This is a genomic window from Thermoanaerobacterium sp. RBIITD (assembly GCF_900205865.1).
Lineage (GTDB): Bacteria > Bacillota > Thermoanaerobacteria > Thermoanaerobacterales > Thermoanaerobacteraceae > Thermoanaerobacterium.
Map to the genome: position 1 here is coordinate 3,038,921 of NZ_LT906662.1, position 14,636 is coordinate 3,053,556.

General features: G+C 31.3%; 17 protein-coding genes and 1 pseudogene. All 18 read left to right on the forward strand.

Going from position 1 to position 14,636, the window contains the following annotated elements; genetic code table 11:
• Positions 1–9 precede the first annotated feature (9 nt).
• Positions 10–936 (forward strand): 50S ribosomal protein L11 methyltransferase, encoded by a 927-nt coding sequence (gene prmA / locus CPG45_RS14735; RefSeq protein ID WP_096232744.1) that lies wholly within the window; start codon positions 10–12, stop codon positions 934–936.
• A 5-nt stretch (positions 937–941) separates the two neighbouring features.
• Positions 942–1,679: a 16S rRNA (uracil(1498)-N(3))-methyltransferase gene (locus tag CPG45_RS14740; RefSeq protein ID WP_172856587.1), complete on the forward strand. Its 738-nt coding sequence runs from the start codon at positions 942–944 to the stop codon at positions 1,677–1,679.
• A 10-nt stretch (positions 1,680–1,689) separates the two neighbouring features.
• Positions 1,690–3,003 (forward strand): tRNA (N(6)-L-threonylcarbamoyladenosine(37)-C(2))-methylthiotransferase MtaB, encoded by a 1,314-nt coding sequence (mtaB, locus tag CPG45_RS14745; RefSeq protein WP_096232746.1) that lies wholly within the window; start codon positions 1,690–1,692, stop codon positions 3,001–3,003.
• A 53-nt stretch (positions 3,004–3,056) separates the two neighbouring features.
• Positions 3,057–3,401, forward strand: a complete 345-nt coding sequence (locus CPG45_RS14750) for a histidine triad nucleotide-binding protein (RefSeq protein WP_096232748.1) — start codon at positions 3,057–3,059, stop codon at positions 3,399–3,401.
• A gap of 110 nt (positions 3,402–3,511) precedes the next feature.
• A complete protein-coding gene (gene rpsU / locus CPG45_RS14755; RefSeq protein ID WP_096232750.1) occupies positions 3,512–3,697 on the forward strand; it encodes a 30S ribosomal protein S21 in 186 nt (61 codons plus the stop codon).
• Positions 3,698–3,709: 12 nt separating this feature from the next.
• Complete coding sequence (locus CPG45_RS14760; RefSeq protein WP_096232752.1) at positions 3,710–4,153, forward strand: GatB/YqeY domain-containing protein; 444 nt, start codon at positions 3,710–3,712, stop codon at positions 4,151–4,153.
• A gap of 214 nt (positions 4,154–4,367) precedes the next feature.
• Positions 4,368–4,640 (forward strand): sporulation protein YqfC, encoded by a 273-nt coding sequence (gene yqfC / locus CPG45_RS14765; protein ID WP_096232754.1) that lies wholly within the window; start codon positions 4,368–4,370, stop codon positions 4,638–4,640.
• Between the two features lie 24 nt (positions 4,641–4,664).
• Positions 4,665–5,870 carry a sporulation protein YqfD gene (yqfD, locus tag CPG45_RS14770; RefSeq protein WP_096232756.1) on the forward strand — a complete coding sequence of 402 codons (1,206 nt, stop codon included), beginning with the start codon at positions 4,665–4,667 and terminating at the stop codon, positions 5,868–5,870.
• Positions 5,851–6,852, forward strand: coding sequence for a PhoH family protein (locus CPG45_RS14775; protein WP_096232758.1), 1,002 nt, complete (start codon positions 5,851–5,853; stop codon positions 6,850–6,852). The genes yqfD and CPG45_RS14775 overlap by 20 nt, the downstream gene beginning before the upstream one ends.
• Positions 6,853–6,857: 5 nt before the next feature.
• Positions 6,858–8,924, forward strand: a pseudogene (locus tag CPG45_RS14780) (HD family phosphohydrolase).
• The gene (ybeY, locus tag CPG45_RS14785) at positions 8,921–9,406 is read left to right on the forward strand and encodes an rRNA maturation RNase YbeY (RefSeq protein WP_096232760.1); all 486 of its coding nucleotides are present in this window, start codon (positions 8,921–8,923) and stop codon (positions 9,404–9,406) included. Before CPG45_RS14780 ends, ybeY begins: the two are co-directional and overlap by 4 nt.
• Before the next feature lie 7 nt (positions 9,407–9,413).
• The gene (locus CPG45_RS14790; RefSeq protein ID WP_096232761.1) at positions 9,414–10,112 is read left to right on the forward strand and encodes a diacylglycerol kinase; all 699 of its coding nucleotides are present in this window, start codon (positions 9,414–9,416) and stop codon (positions 10,110–10,112) included.
• A gap of 29 nt (positions 10,113–10,141) precedes the next feature.
• The gene (era, locus tag CPG45_RS14795; RefSeq protein ID WP_096232763.1) at positions 10,142–11,044 is read left to right on the forward strand and encodes a GTPase Era; all 903 of its coding nucleotides are present in this window, start codon (positions 10,142–10,144) and stop codon (positions 11,042–11,044) included.
• A 37-nt stretch (positions 11,045–11,081) separates the two neighbouring features.
• Positions 11,082–11,735, forward strand: coding sequence for a deoxyribose-phosphate aldolase (gene deoC / locus CPG45_RS14800; RefSeq protein ID WP_096232765.1), 654 nt, complete (start codon positions 11,082–11,084; stop codon positions 11,733–11,735).
• A 4-nt stretch (positions 11,736–11,739) separates the two neighbouring features.
• Positions 11,740–11,865, forward strand: a complete 126-nt coding sequence (locus CPG45_RS18005) for a hypothetical protein (RefSeq protein WP_255405078.1) — start codon at positions 11,740–11,742, stop codon at positions 11,863–11,865.
• Positions 11,862–12,608, forward strand: coding sequence for a DNA repair protein RecO (recO, locus tag CPG45_RS14805; protein WP_096232767.1), 747 nt, complete (start codon positions 11,862–11,864; stop codon positions 12,606–12,608). The genes CPG45_RS18005 and recO overlap by 4 nt, the downstream gene beginning before the upstream one ends.
• 12 nt (positions 12,609–12,620) lie before the next feature.
• Positions 12,621–13,031 (forward strand): DUF4342 domain-containing protein, encoded by a 411-nt coding sequence (locus tag CPG45_RS14810; RefSeq protein WP_096232769.1) that lies wholly within the window; start codon positions 12,621–12,623, stop codon positions 13,029–13,031.
• 121 nt (positions 13,032–13,152) lie between these two features.
• A complete protein-coding gene (locus CPG45_RS14815) occupies positions 13,153–14,541 on the forward strand; it encodes a glycine--tRNA ligase (protein WP_096232771.1) in 1,389 nt (462 codons plus the stop codon).
• The last annotated feature ends 95 nt before the right edge of the window (positions 14,542–14,636 follow it).

A 14,636-nucleotide genomic window follows, 5' to 3' on the forward strand; every position in this document is an offset into this window, starting at 1 on the left:
GTGATGTGATTGAAGTGGCTTGAAGTAAAAGTAACCACAACTATAGAGGCGGAAGAAGCTGTAACAAATATAATGCACGAAGCGGGTGCTGGTGGTGTCGTAATAAATGATCCAAATGACATAAAAATGCTTAACGGCGAAAGTGAATGGGATTATATAGATTCTAAGATGATAGATGACAGCAACAAAGTAGTTATATCTGCTTATTTTCCTATATTGCTTGATACAATAGATAAAGTAGGCCTTATTAGGGACAGAATAGTAGGGCTTAAGGAATTTAATCTTGATATAGGTGAATTTACTTTTGAAACATCCGAAGTAGACGATAATGATTGGGCTAATAGTTGGAAAAAGTATTTTAAACCAATTAGAATAGGTAAAAGAATTGTAATTAAACCTTCATGGGAAAATTATAATCCTATGAAAGAAGATATAATTGTAGAATTGGATCCAGGAATGGCTTTTGGTACCGGGACACATGAGACAACAAAATTGTGTATAGAATATCTCGAAGAAAATTTAAAACCTGGTGATACAGTATTTGACATTGGCTGTGGTTCTGGAATATTATCAATCGTAAGTTCAAAACTTGGTGCAAAAAATGTTTATGCTGTTGATATAGATGATGTGGCTGTTAAAGTAGCATCTTTAAATGTCAAGCTTAATAATGTTTCAAATGTTGAGGTATTTAAGAGCGACATTTTGAATAATTTAACAGGAAAAGCTGATATTATTGTTGCAAATATAATCGCAGATATTATTATTAAAGCAACAAATGACATTTTTGAGCATCTTGTCGATAAAGGGATATTTATTTCAAGTGGTATTATTAAAGATAGAAAAGACGATGTTTTATTGACTATTAATAAATATTTTGATATTTTAGATATAAAAGAAGATGGTGAATGGATTGCTATTCTGTCTAGGAAAAAGTGATTTGAATGAGGAAAATTTTTATCAAAAATAGGGATATTGACGATGGAATCGTAAAAATAATAGGCGATGATGCGCACCATATTATTCATGTTTTAAGGTTAAAACCAGGTGCAAATTTATTGCTATCTGACGGTATGCTTCAATATTCAGCTTTGATTGATAGTATTAATAAATCATCGGTTATCTTAAAAATAATGAATATACATGATGAAGATGTAGAAAGTCCTATTAATATAACTTTATATCAAGGATTACCTAAATCAGATAAAATGGACTTTATAATACAAAAATGTACTGAGATAGGTGTTAAACGGTTTGTACCGCTAGAAACCAAATATTCTTTGATTAAAATTAAAGAAAAAAATATTGAAAACAAAATTAATAGATGGCAAAAAATCTCACATGAGGCATCAAAGCAATCGGGCAGATCTGTCGTGCCCGATGTTTTAATGCCCATAGATTTTAAAGAATCTTTAAAGGGTATTTGTGATTACGATTTATCTATAATACCATATGAGAAAGAAAAAAGATTGGGATTAAAAGATATATTAAAGGAATATAAACAAGCAAAAAATATAAGTGTATTTATTGGGCCTGAAGGAGGGTTTTCTGATGATGAAATAAATACAGCCATCGAATGTGGTATTAAACCTGTTACATTAGGACCGCGTATTCTTAGAACAGAAACTGCAGGTATTGTAACTTGCTCTATAATATTATATGAGCTAGGCGATTTGGGGTAGGAGGTTATTAATGAAAAGAATAGCGTTTCACACATTGGGATGTAAGGTAAATCAGTATGAGACTGAAGCAATGATTGAAATATTTAAAAATTCAGGATATGAAATTGTTGACTTCAATGATGTTGCCGATGTATATGTGATTAATACTTGTACTGTAACAGGCAGAGGTGATATGAAATCTAGGCAAGAAATAAGAAAAGCCAAAAGATTAAATCCGAAATCTGTTATAGCTGTTGTTGGTTGTTATTCGCAAGTTGCTTCAAAAGAAGTATTACAAATTCCAGAAGTAAATATTGTTGCCGGTACAAAAAATAAAGGCGATCTTGTAAATCTAGTAGAACGAATAAAGATTGATAATGAAACAAAATTAAATGCGGTGGAAGATATATCAAAGGATACAAGCTTTGAAGAATTAAAAATATCCGCTCAGTTAGGTCACACGAGAGCATATTTAAAAATTCAAGACGGATGTAATCAATATTGCACATATTGCATTATACCATATGCAAGAGGGCCTGTTAGAAGTAGAAATCCAGAAAATATTTTAGATGAAGTTAAGAGGCTCCGCGATAAAGGCTATAAAGAGATTGTGCTTACTGGTATTCATGTGGCATCATATGGTAAAGACCTTGGAAATCTTAATTTACTTGATATAATAAAGATGGTCCACGATGTAGATGGGATTGAAAGAATAAGGATGAGTTCTATAGAACCTACATTTTTAACAGAGGATTTCATAAAAGAGGTTTCGAAGCTTCCGAAATTTTGCAGACATTATCATGTATCATTGCAAAGTGGTTCAGATAATACATTAAGAAGAATGGGACGAAGATATACGACAAGCGAATATAGGGATATAATAGAAAGAATTAGAAAATATATTAACGATGTTGCTATAACAACTGATGTAATGGTTGGTTTTCCAGGTGAAACAGATGAAGAATTTAATGAGACATATGAGTTCTTAAAAGAAATAGAATTTAGTAAAATGCATGTATTTAAGTATTCAAAAAGAAAAGGGACAAAAGCCGCCGCATATCCAAAACAAGTTAAAAACGCTATTAAAGAAGAGAGAAGTAAATTATTAATTAAACTTTCAGAAAAGAACGAAGCTAAATTTTACAAAAAATTTATTAATAAAATTATGAATGTTTTGTTTGAACAACGAGTCAAAGATATGGATGATTATGTTGAAGGACTTACTGACAACTATATAAGAGTGGCAGTTAAATCTGATTTAAGTATTAAAAACAAAATTTTGCCTGTAAAATTTAATGAACTAAAAAAAGATTTAGTAATTGGAGAAATTGTTGAAGGAATATAGGTATATGGTGTAGAATAACTATAAAGGCAATTAATATTTAAGGAGGTGAAAATATGGAAGATTGTATTTTTTGTAATATTATAAACAAAAAAATAAATTCGAGTATAGTCTATGAAGATGATTATGTTGTCGCATTTCCAGATATTAATCCGCAAGCTCCTGTACATCTTTTAATAGTTCCGAAAGAGCATATAAAATCACCGCTTGATATAGGCGAAGATAATAAAGAATTGATTGGACATGTTTATATAGTGGCAAAAAATCTAGCTAAAAAATTTGGCATAGACAAAAAAGGTTATAGATTAGTGACAAATTGTGGAAATGATGGTGGCCAAACAGTGCTCCATATTCATTTTCATCTTCTTGGAGGAAGATTTATGACATGGCCTCCAGGGTAAACATTGACACAATTTGGTTTTAGGATTATAATATATTAAGATATCCCAATAATAGTCGCAGCAATATACGTAGTTTACATTTGGCAGTTTATCCGGAGGGAGGGAGATTAGTGTCAGAAATCAGGGTTGGAGAAAATGAGTCCCTTGATAATGCATTGAGAAGATTTAAACGGCAGTGCTCAAGAAATGGAGTCCTTTCAGAATTAAGGAAAAGGGAACATTATGAGAGTCCCAGTGTAAAGCGTAAAAAGAAATCGGAAGCAGCAAGAAAAAGGAAATACAAATTTGGTAAGTAAGGAAGTGTATTTATGACCCTAAAAGAGCGAATATATAAGGATATGGTAGAAGCGATGAAGGCTAAGAACGCTTTTAAAAAAAATATATTGAGCATGGTTAGGTCTTCTATATTACAGGTAGAGAAAGATACAGGAAAAGAGCTTGATGATGAAGGGGTCATTAATGTAATTTCAAGGGAAATAAAACAGCGAAAAGAAGTCCTGCCAGAATACGAAAAAGGTGGAAGACAGGATTTAGTTGATAAAGCTAACCGTGAAATTGAAATAATGCTTGATTATATGCCGCAACAACTTACAGAGGATGAAATAGATGAAATAGTTCGAGGCGTAATTAATGAGATAGGTGCTTTCAATAAAAATGATATTGGCAGAGTAATGAGTAAAGTTATGCCCTTAGTAAAGGGCAAAGCCGATGGCGGAAAAGTTAAAATGATTGTTTCACAGCATTTACAATAATAAAAAACTTGATACTTTTACGGTATCAAGTTTTTTATTATTGTAAAAATGCAAGCAAAAGATTTTTATATTTGATATCCAATACAATCAACAATTAATTAACTTTTTTATGTACGTATGGGAAATCCATACGTTTTTTGTTTTTCATTATACCATTTCATATAGAATGTTTTTATCTTCTTCCACATAAAATTTATGGGAGGGAGGCTCTATTATGAAGTCAAATACCATAAAAGAAGGAATTCTGAATCTTGTAGATTTTCCAAAGGAGGTATTATTAAACCTCCCTAAAATAACCGTAATAGGCAATACACAGGTTACTGTTGAAAATCATAAAGGTATTATTGAATACATACCTGAAAGGATTAGAATCAATTCAACAATAGGAATGATTAGAATTTGTGGTAAAAATATGGTTATAAATTCTGTCATGACAGAAATAATTGTTGTGACAGGTAAGATAGTAAGTATTGAGATTCTTGTTTAAAAATCAGTATGAGGAGGTATATACTTGCTTGCAATAAAGTTGTGGAATTTTTTTAAAGGGTATGCTATTATAAAAGTTGAAGGTTTATCAATAGAAAAGTTTATAAACCTTGTTATATCAAAAAATATATATATTTGGGATGTTGAAAGAATAGGATTTACTACTATAATTGCAAAAATAAGTTTAAAAGGTTTTAAATTACTTCAACCATATACAAGGATCACAAATTGCAAAGTGTCAATTGTTGAGAAAAGAGGTTTACCTTTTATTATATTATACTTGAAAAGGCGAAGAATGTTAGTTGCTGGTGCATTGCTTTGCATGATATTAGCATATGTTTTCTCTATATTTGTATGGTCTATTGATGTAAAAAGTACAAAAAATATAGATGAGAAGTCTATACTTACGGAATTAAATAAACTTGGACTTAAGGCAGGTGTATCAAAGTCCTCAATTAATATATCTAAAATTCAGCAACAATTTTTAATAGACATGAAAGATGCGGCATGGATAGGAATAGACTTAAAGGGGACAAAAGCTTTTGTCAAAGTGATTGAAAAAACATCCCCACCTGTTATTCTGCCTGAAAATGTACCATGCAATATAATAGCAAAAAAAGATGGTATAATATACAAGATGACTGTATTAGAAGGCGATGCGGTAAAGAAAGTGGGCGAAACGGTAAAAACTGGTGATGTGATTGTTTCAGGCGTCATAGAGAGGCCAAATACAGAAACACGGTTTGCCCATTCTAATGGTATAATATTAGGAAGGACATGGTATGAAGGATATGCTGATGTTAATCTAACAAAACAAGAAAATGTAAGAACCGGCAAAGCAAATACAATTACAAGAATATCGATAGGTGATAATAATTTAACGCTTTCGCCTAAAAAAATAGATTTTAAAAGTTATGATAAGGAAGAAAAAATGATAACTTCCAATAATTCACCAATAAAAATCGTAAGGGAGACATATTATGAAACAATGCCAATAACAAAAAAACTTTCAAGGCAAGAGGCTGAAAAAGTAGCTATAGAAAAAGCTTTAGAAAACATAAAACCAGCTTTAGGGAAGGATGCAAAAATTGTTAGCAAAAAAGAGAATACTTCAATGATAAATATTAACATTGTTAGAGCTGATATAACAGTTGAAGTAATAGAAGATATAGGGACACAAGAGAAAATCAATTATAATACGGAGGTAAAAATTGAAAGAAATAACAATTAATATCAATAACATTGAACAAGCTGCAAATCTATTTGGTAAGTTTGATGAGAATATAAAATTGATAGAAGAGGGAATGGATGTAAAGATAATTGTTAGAGATGATATGATAAAGATAAGCGGTGAAGAAAATAATGTTAATGCGGCGGAGAAGGTCTTTAATGAGCTAATTGATATCATAAATAGCGGCGATATAATAACGCCGCAAAACGTAATGTATGCGATGAGACTCGTCAATATGGGTGAAGAAGAAAAATTGAAGTCAATTTTATCAGATATTGTTTGTATAACGTCAAGAGGTAAGCAGATAAGATGCAAGACATATGGACAAAAGCGATATGTAAATGCCATAAGAAACAATGAGATTGTATTTGGTATCGGTCCAGCTGGTACAGGAAAAACCTATTTGGCAATGGCAATGGCTGTTACATCACTAAAAAATAAAGAGGTCGGCAGAATAATATTGACAAGACCTGCTGTTGAAGCGGGAGAAAGACTAGGATTTTTGCCAGGTGATTTGCAGGAAAAAGTTGATCCATATTTAAGACCACTTTATGATGCATTGTATGATATACTTGGTGCTGAGGTTTTTCAAAAGTATATGGATAAAGGTCTAATAGAGGTTGCGCCACTTGCATATATGAGAGGAAGAACCCTTGATGATTCATTTATTATTCTTGATGAAGCGCAAAATACAACACCTGAGCAGATGAAAATGTTTCTGACAAGAATTGGTTTTGGTTCAAAAGCTGTTGTAACAGGTGATATTACACAGATAGATTTGCCTAAGGGGAAAAGATCTGGTTTAAAGGATGTAATTGAAATTTTGAATGGTATAGATGGTATTGAATTTGTTTTACTAAAAGAGCAGGATGTTATTAGGCATCCACTTGTTGCAAAAATAGTAAAGGCTTATGAAGTATATGAAAAGTCCAAAGAGGATAATAGTGAAATTGATGACAAAAAGTCTTCTTGGGAGGATTAAATTTAATGTTTAAAAAGGACAGGCCATTAAAAAAAATATTATTCAATCAAAGAGCATATATAATATTTTTTGTTACAATATACTTTGTGACTTCTTATTTTTTGTTTTATACGACAATAACACCGCCTAAATTTGATATTAAAGAAGGTGATGTTGCGCAAATCGATATAAAAGCACCAAAGGATATTGTAGATAATGTGGCAACGCAAAAGAAAATCCAAGAAGCAATAAACAATGTTAATCCAAAGTATGATTACGATGAAAGTGTAGCACAAGAGTCATATATAAAATTAACTGATTTTTTTAATAAATTACGCAGCATTAGAAAGTCAAATTCGTCAGAACAAGATAAGTTAAATTCATTAAAAGATCAGCTGCCGATTAAACTTGATGATAAATCATTAAAGACACTTCTATCTATCGAAGACAATACTTTAATTGCTGTCGAATCTATAGCTATATCAACAGAAAAAGCTACTATGTCAAGACAAATAACTGATGATGCTCTTTCCGGGGCTTTAAATAGTGTTAAAAGTATTATTGATAATTCTGATTTAAAGAGCGATCTTAAGCCTATAGTATATTCAATAATATCATCGGTTATATCACCAAACATGATTTACAATGCACATGAGACGGAAATCGCAAGGAAAGACGCCGCAGAAAAAATACAACCTGTTATGTATAAAAAAGGCCAAAATATAATTATTAGTGGTGAAGTTGTTACAAATGATCAAATACAAGTGTTGAAAGCACTTGGTTTATTAAAGAATAACAGCAAGATAGACTTTGCTATGTTATTTGGCATTGTTATTTTATTATCTTTATCATTATTTATATCTATTTATTATATCAATAGACTTAATAAAAAAGTTAAAGAAAAAAATTCATATATTCAGATTTTATGCCTTTTAGGATTGTTATACTATTTTATCGTGATAGCATTAAAAAACATAAATGTTTTATTGATTCCATCGGAAATGCTAGCATTATCTGTTTCAGTTATATTAGATCCTTATATAGCGATAATGCTCAATACAATTTTTTCAATAATCGGTGGCATGATGTTAAATTTTAATCAGGCTTACATAGTGATGTCTTTGTTTGGTGGAATTATCGGTGCTATTAAGATGGCAAATTCGAGACAAAGAATAGATTTTATCAAATCTGGCATTTATGTTAGTGCTGTTAATACTTTAGCAATTCTTGGAGTCGGTTTAATTAATAGCAATAACATTATACCTGTTCTTGAAAACAGCTTATGGGGTATTATAAGCGGTGCTTTTAGTGCAATACTTGCGATTGGCTTGCTACCTTTTTGGGAGGCAGGATTTGACATAATAACACCATTAAAACTCTTAGAGCTTTCTAATCCCAATAACACATTATTAAAAAAATTGATGATGGATGCACCTGGCACATATCATCATAGTATAATAGTTGCAAATTTAGCTGAAGCCGGTTCAGATGCAATTGGAGCTAATAGCTTACTTACGAGAGTTGGAGCATACTATCATGATATAGGAAAAGTAAAGAGACCTTACTTTTTTAAAGAAAACCAATTTACATAAGAGAATCTTCATGATAAAATATCACCAGATTTAAGTACCCTCGTTATAACATCCCATGTTAAAGATGGAATCGAACTAGCTAAAAAATATAAATTACCAGAAGATATAGTTAATTTGATTAAAGAACATCATGGTACATCTCTCGTAAAATATTTTTACAGTAAGGCTTTAAAAACTGATGATCTATGTGAAGAAAATTCTTTTAGATATTCGGGACCCAAGCCGCAATCTAAAGAGGCAGCAATATTGATGCTGGCAGATTCAATAGAAGCTTCTGTAAGGTCACTTCATGAGCCAACAGACGAAGATATTGAGACAATGGTTAACAAGATAATTGATGATAGGCTAAAAGATGGACAGCTCGATGAAAGCAATCTTACATTGAAGGACATTAAAACGCTTGGTAAATCATTTTTATCATCATTAAATGGTATATTTCACCATAGAATTGAGTATCCTGATATAGAAAATAATAATAATAAAGCAGAGGTGTTACAATGAATATTTTGATAGATAATAGACAGGATAAAGTAAATGCCGAGGGATTAGACAAAATAGTAAAAGATGTTGTTAAAACAGCTTTGGAAGTTGAAGGTGTGATTGACGATGTAGAAGTAAGCGTATCGTTTGTTGACAATGAAGAAATACACAAATTAAATAAATATTATAGAAATGTCGATAGTGAAACAGATGTTTTATCATTTCCTCTTGTAGAGTTTGAAGAGATTTATTCTGATATAGATGTTGAGGGACAGGAAGACGATCTAAGTGGCCCGGAACCAATAGGCGATATTGTTATATCACTTGAAAAAGCAAGGCAGCAAGCAATGGAATATGGACATTCTTTTTTGAGGGAAGTTGCATATCTGACCGCACATAGTATGTTTCATCTTATGGGGTATGATCATGAAAAAGAAGAAGACAAAAAGATAATGAGAGAAAAAGAAGAAGAAGTAATGAAGCGATTAAACTTAGAAAGGTGATGCAAACTTGGGAATTAGAAAATTGATAGACAGCTTTAATTTTGCAATTGAAGGAATAATATATACTTTTAAAACTGAAAAAAATATGAAAATTCATTTTGCTGCGGCAATAATAGTTTTAATTTTGAGCTTATTTTATAATTTTAGCAAACTTGAGATGATAGCTATAATGGCTACTATTACACTTGTAATTATGGCGGAAATGATTAATACTGCTATCGAAGCCGTTGTTGACATGATGACTGAAGAATACCATGTACTTGCAAAAATTGCAAAAAATGTCGCGGCAGGAGCCGTATTGATTGCAGCGCTAAATGCAATATTTGTTGCATATATTCTTTTTTTTAAAAGAATAAACCCATGGACAAATATATTACTAACAAGATTAAGAAATTCTCCAGCGCATGTTACATTTACAGCTCTTATAATTGTCATGCTGCTTACTATTATTTTAAAAGCCCATTATGGCGGTGGTACACCATTAAGAGGTGGACTTCCGAGTGGGCATAGTGCTATTGCTTTTTGCCTTGCAACAGCATCAACTTTTATATCTAAAAACATTCTTGTATCTACTATAACTTTTATTATGGCACTTATGGTTGCGCAGAGCAGAGTAGAAGGACATATACACTCAACATTTCAAGTTGCAATTGGTGCAGTAATTGGCATATTAATAACAGTATTGTTTTTTCAAATTGTAAAATAAAAAATGAAACAATATTTTGAGGTGATAAAATGGTGTATAAATCAGGATTTGCTGCTTTGATTGGAAGAACGAATGTTGGCAAATCAACATTATTAAATGTCTTAATACAAGAGAAAATTGCAATTACGTCGGACAAGCCCCAGACAACTAGAAATACTATTCAAGGTATTTTAACAGGTGATGACTATCAAGTTATTTTTATTGATACACCTGGAATACATAAACCAAAGCACAAATTAAGTGAATTCATGATAGAATCGGTAAAAAAGACATTAACTGAAGTAGATTTAATAATATATATGGCAGAGCCTGATGCTGAGGTAGGCCCAGGTGACAAATATATTATTGAGAATTTAAAGACAATAACTACACCGATAATACTTGTAATAAATAAAATTGATATAGCCCCATATGAAGTTATTGATAAAACGATAAATGAATTTAAGGCGCAGTATAATTTTAAAGATATAATACCTATATCTGCATTAAAAAATAAGAATATTGATCTATTAAAGCATACGATTATATCTTATCTTCCTGATGGTCCTAAGTATTTTCCGGATGATTATATAACAGATAGACCCGAGAAATTTATTGTTGCTGAGATTATTAGAGAAAAGATACTCAATTACCTTGAAGATGAAGTACCACATGGTGTGTATGTGGAAGTAAATACAATGATTGAAAGAGAAAACAAAGATATTCTAAATATTGAGGCATTTATTTACTGTGAAAAAGAATCGCATAAAGCAATAATTATAGGGAAAAACGGTCAAATGCTAAGAAGAATTGGTAGTAGTGCAAGAAACGAATTAGAGAGTCTTTTTGGTCAAAAAATATATTTAGATTTATGGGTCAAAGTGAAAAAGGGATGGAGAGATAATTTAAGTGTATTAAGAAATTTTGGATATGTGATTGACAAAAGCAGTTAATTAATGTTAAATTATAAGTAAGGAAGGTGAAATTCCAATGGAAATTGCTAAAATGATTGATCATACATTACTAAAGCCTGATGCAAAAGATGTTGATATAAAAAAATTATGTGAAGAAGCAAAAGAGTATAATTTTGCCTCAGTTTGTATAAATCCTTGCTATGTGAAATACGCCAATGATATTCTTGAAAATAGCAGTGTAAAGGTGTGCACAGTAATTGGCTTTCCACTTGGAGCTAATACAATTAAGTCAAAAGTATTTGAAGCAAAAGATGCAATTTTAAATGGGGCACAAGAAATAGATATGGTTTTAAATGTTGGTAAACTGAAAAGCGGTGATTATGATTATATAAAAAATGAAATTGAAACAGTAACACATGAAGCAAAATCAATGAAAAATATTATTGTAAAAGTAATACTTGAAACCTGTTATTTAAATGATGATGAGAAAATTAAAGCATGTGAGATAACAGTTAAAGCCGGTGCAGATTTTGTAAAGACTTCAACAGGCTTTGGAAGCGGCGGTGCAACTATACACGATGTACAACTTATGAGAAAAGCGGTTGGAGATGATTTCGGTGTAAAAGCTTCTGGAGGGGTTAGGACAGCTGAAGTCGCAAGGGAAATGATTAAGGCAGGTGCAAATAGGATAGGAACAAGTTCTGGTATACAAATTGTAAAGGGATGGTAACAATATGATTCTACATCTTATTTGGAACCTTTTTAGAAAGACAGGTAAAATTGAATATTTTATGATTTATAAAGATTACGAACGTATAACAAAGGAAAAAAATAAACTTAAAAGGGCAAAATTAGTATGAGATTTATAAAGACTGAATCTATTGTTCTGAAAAGCAGTTTAATCGGTGAAACAGACAAAATTGTTACACTCTTTACAAAATCAAATGGAAAAGTACAAGCCTTAGCAAAAGGGGCGAGAAATTCAAAAAGCAGATTTTTAGGTGCATCGCATCCTTTTTGCATAGGGTATTATGTATTATTTGAAGGACAAAATTATTACTATATTGACCAGTGGGAACTTATTCACACATTTATTAAATTTGAAGATGACATACTAAAATTATCGTATGCATCATATTATGTTGACATGGTATATAAATTACTGCAAGAGGAAGAGAAAAATATAAATATATATAATCTTCTTAAATATGCCTTAATTTTACTTGAAAAAGATGCGACGAACCCTGATATTTTAACAATATTATATGTTTTAAGATTTGTTACATTTATGGGGTATTTGCCAGAGGTAAATAACTGTACCTCTTGTGGCAGAAAGGATAACATCAATTTTTTTTCACCATCTATTGGCGGCGTTTTATGCAATAATTGCAGGAATATATCAAATGACATATTATATATAAAAAGAGACACACTAAATGTGTTGAGATATTTGCTTAAATATGGTTTTCACAGTTTAGATAAAATTAAAATTCCTAATCATACAATTGAAGAATTGGACAAAATAATAACTGAATATGTTAATGTACATTTTGAAAAAAATTTTCAATCCAAAAATCTTTTGGAAAAAATTAAAAATATGTAAGGAGATGATAAAATGAATGAGGAACTTGAAAAAATAGACCAAATTGTTGCAAGAGCTGGTGTGAGTTACAAAGAGGCTAAAGAAGCCTTAGAAAAAAGTAATGGCAATGTTGTTGATGCTTTGATTTACCTTGAAGACAATAAGAAAAATTGGACAGAAAACATATCTGTTGCTGGTTCAGAAGTTATTGACAAAGTGAAAGAAATTGTTAAAAAAGGGAATGTTACAAAAATTAGAATTAAAAAAGATGACAATGTAGTACTCGATATACCCGTAACTGCTGGTGCAATATCAGCGATCATAATACCACAGTTGACACTTGTTGGTGCCGCATTAGCAATCGTTACTAATTGCACTATTGAAATTGAAAGACCAAATAAAGAAATTACAGTATTAAAGGAAGAAAAGAAAAAGGACGAATAAAATTGTAATCTTATATTGACATATATTAAACTATTTGATATTCTAAAATAAATTGAGCTTTAACCCTTTTTGCCGTATAGGAAAAAGGGTTTTGTTTATACATAAAAAGGAGTGTTTATATATGGCTTTTGAGGTGACAATGGAAAAAATAGTATCACTTGCAAAGAATCGCGGATTTGTATTCCCAGGGTCTGAAATATATGGTGGCCTTGCAAATACTTGGGATTATGGGCCACTTGGAGTAGAATTTAAGAATAACGTAAAGAAGGCCTGGTGGTCAAAATTTGTTCAAGAAAGTCAATATAATGTAGGCCTTGACTGTGCAATATTGATGAATCCGGAAACATGGGTAGCGTCTGGACATGTAGGGGGATTCAGCGATCCTTTGATGGACTGTAAAGAGTGTAAGTCAAGATTTCGTGCTGATAAACTTGTTGAGGATTATTTAAAAGAGCAGGGCAATGAAACTATTGTAGATGGTTGGTCTGATGAAAAACTAAAAAAATTCATTGATGATAATAATGTACCTTGTCCTGTTTGTGGTTCACACAATTTTACCGATATAAGAAAGTTCAATTTGATGTTTAAAACATTTCAGGGAGTTACAGAAGATTCCAAGTCAGAAATATATTTAAGACCAGAAACAGCACAAGGAATATTTGTAAATTTTAAAAATGTATTAAGAACAACAAGAAAGAAAATCCCTTTTGGAATAGGGCAAATTGGCAAATCTTTTAGAAATGAAATCACTCCGGGAAATTTTACATTTAGGACGAGAGAATTTGAACAGATGGAGTTGGAGTTCTTCTGCAAACCTGGTGAAGACATAGAATGGTTTAAATATTGGAAAGAATTTTGTATGAATTGGTTATTAAATTTAGGCTTGAAAAAGGAAAATTTAAGGTTTAGAGATCATAGCAAAGAAGAGCTTTCCCATTACAGCAATGCGACTACAGATATAGAATACAGATTTCCATTCGGTTGGGGAGAGCTATGGGGCATAGCGGACAGAACAGATTTTGACTTAAAACGACATATGGAGCATTCTGGAGCTGATTTAACTTATTTCGATCCGAATACAAATGAAAAATACATACCATATTGTATAGAACCGTCTGTTGGCGCAGACAGAGTAGCTTTGGCGTTTTTAATAGATGCATATAATGAAGAAGAAGTTGGTGAAAATGATACAAGGGTTGTATTGAAATTACATCCTATGCTTGCACCGATAAAGGCGGCTGTTCTCCCGTTGTCTAAAAAACTTGGTGACAATGCTTATAAATTGTATGACGATCTAAGGAAAGAATTTGTTGTCGATTATGATGAAACTGGGAGTATAGGGAAACGATACAGGCGTCAAGATGAGATTGGGACACCTTACTGTATTACGTATGATTTTGATTCGTTAAATGATGAGTCTGTAACGATAAGAGATAGGGATACTATGCAACAAGTAAGATTAAAAATTAACGAAGTAAAACTATACTTAGAATCAAAATTAAAAATATAAAAAAAATCGGGCTATTGCCTGGTTTTTTTTATATTTTATGTTATAATATTATTGGACATTATTGTAATTAATTTTATTTAAAAAGGGTAGTTGTA

Bases quoted from the DNA above. Each gene is read 5' to 3' on its own strand.
- CPG45_RS14740 (WP_172856587.1), top strand. From the start codon at position 942: ATGAGGAAAATTTTTATCAAAAATAGGGATATTGACGATGGAATCGTA.
- mtaB (WP_096232746.1), top strand. From the start codon at position 1,690: ATGAAAAGAATAGCGTTTCACACATTGGGATGTAAGGTAAATCAGTAT.
- CPG45_RS14750 (WP_096232748.1), top strand. From the start codon at position 3,057: ATGGAAGATTGTATTTTTTGTAATATTATAAACAAAAAAATAAATTCG.
- CPG45_RS14760 (WP_096232752.1), top strand. From the start codon at position 3,710: ATGACCCTAAAAGAGCGAATATATAAGGATATGGTAGAAGCGATGAAG.
- yqfC (WP_096232754.1), top strand. From the start codon at position 4,368: ATGAAGTCAAATACCATAAAAGAAGGAATTCTGAATCTTGTAGATTTT.
- ybeY (WP_096232760.1), top strand. From the start codon at position 8,921: ATGAATATTTTGATAGATAATAGACAGGATAAAGTAAATGCCGAGGGA.
- era (WP_096232763.1), top strand. From the start codon at position 10,142: ATGGTGTATAAATCAGGATTTGCTGCTTTGATTGGAAGAACGAATGTT.
- deoC (WP_096232765.1), top strand. From the start codon at position 11,082: ATGGAAATTGCTAAAATGATTGATCATACATTACTAAAGCCTGATGCA.
- CPG45_RS18005 (WP_255405078.1), top strand. From the start codon at position 11,740: ATGATTCTACATCTTATTTGGAACCTTTTTAGAAAGACAGGTAAAATT.
- recO (WP_096232767.1), top strand. From the start codon at position 11,862: ATGAGATTTATAAAGACTGAATCTATTGTTCTGAAAAGCAGTTTAATC.
- CPG45_RS14810 (WP_096232769.1), top strand. From the start codon at position 12,621: ATGAATGAGGAACTTGAAAAAATAGACCAAATTGTTGCAAGAGCTGGT.
- CPG45_RS14815 (WP_096232771.1), top strand. From the start codon at position 13,153: ATGGCTTTTGAGGTGACAATGGAAAAAATAGTATCACTTGCAAAGAAT.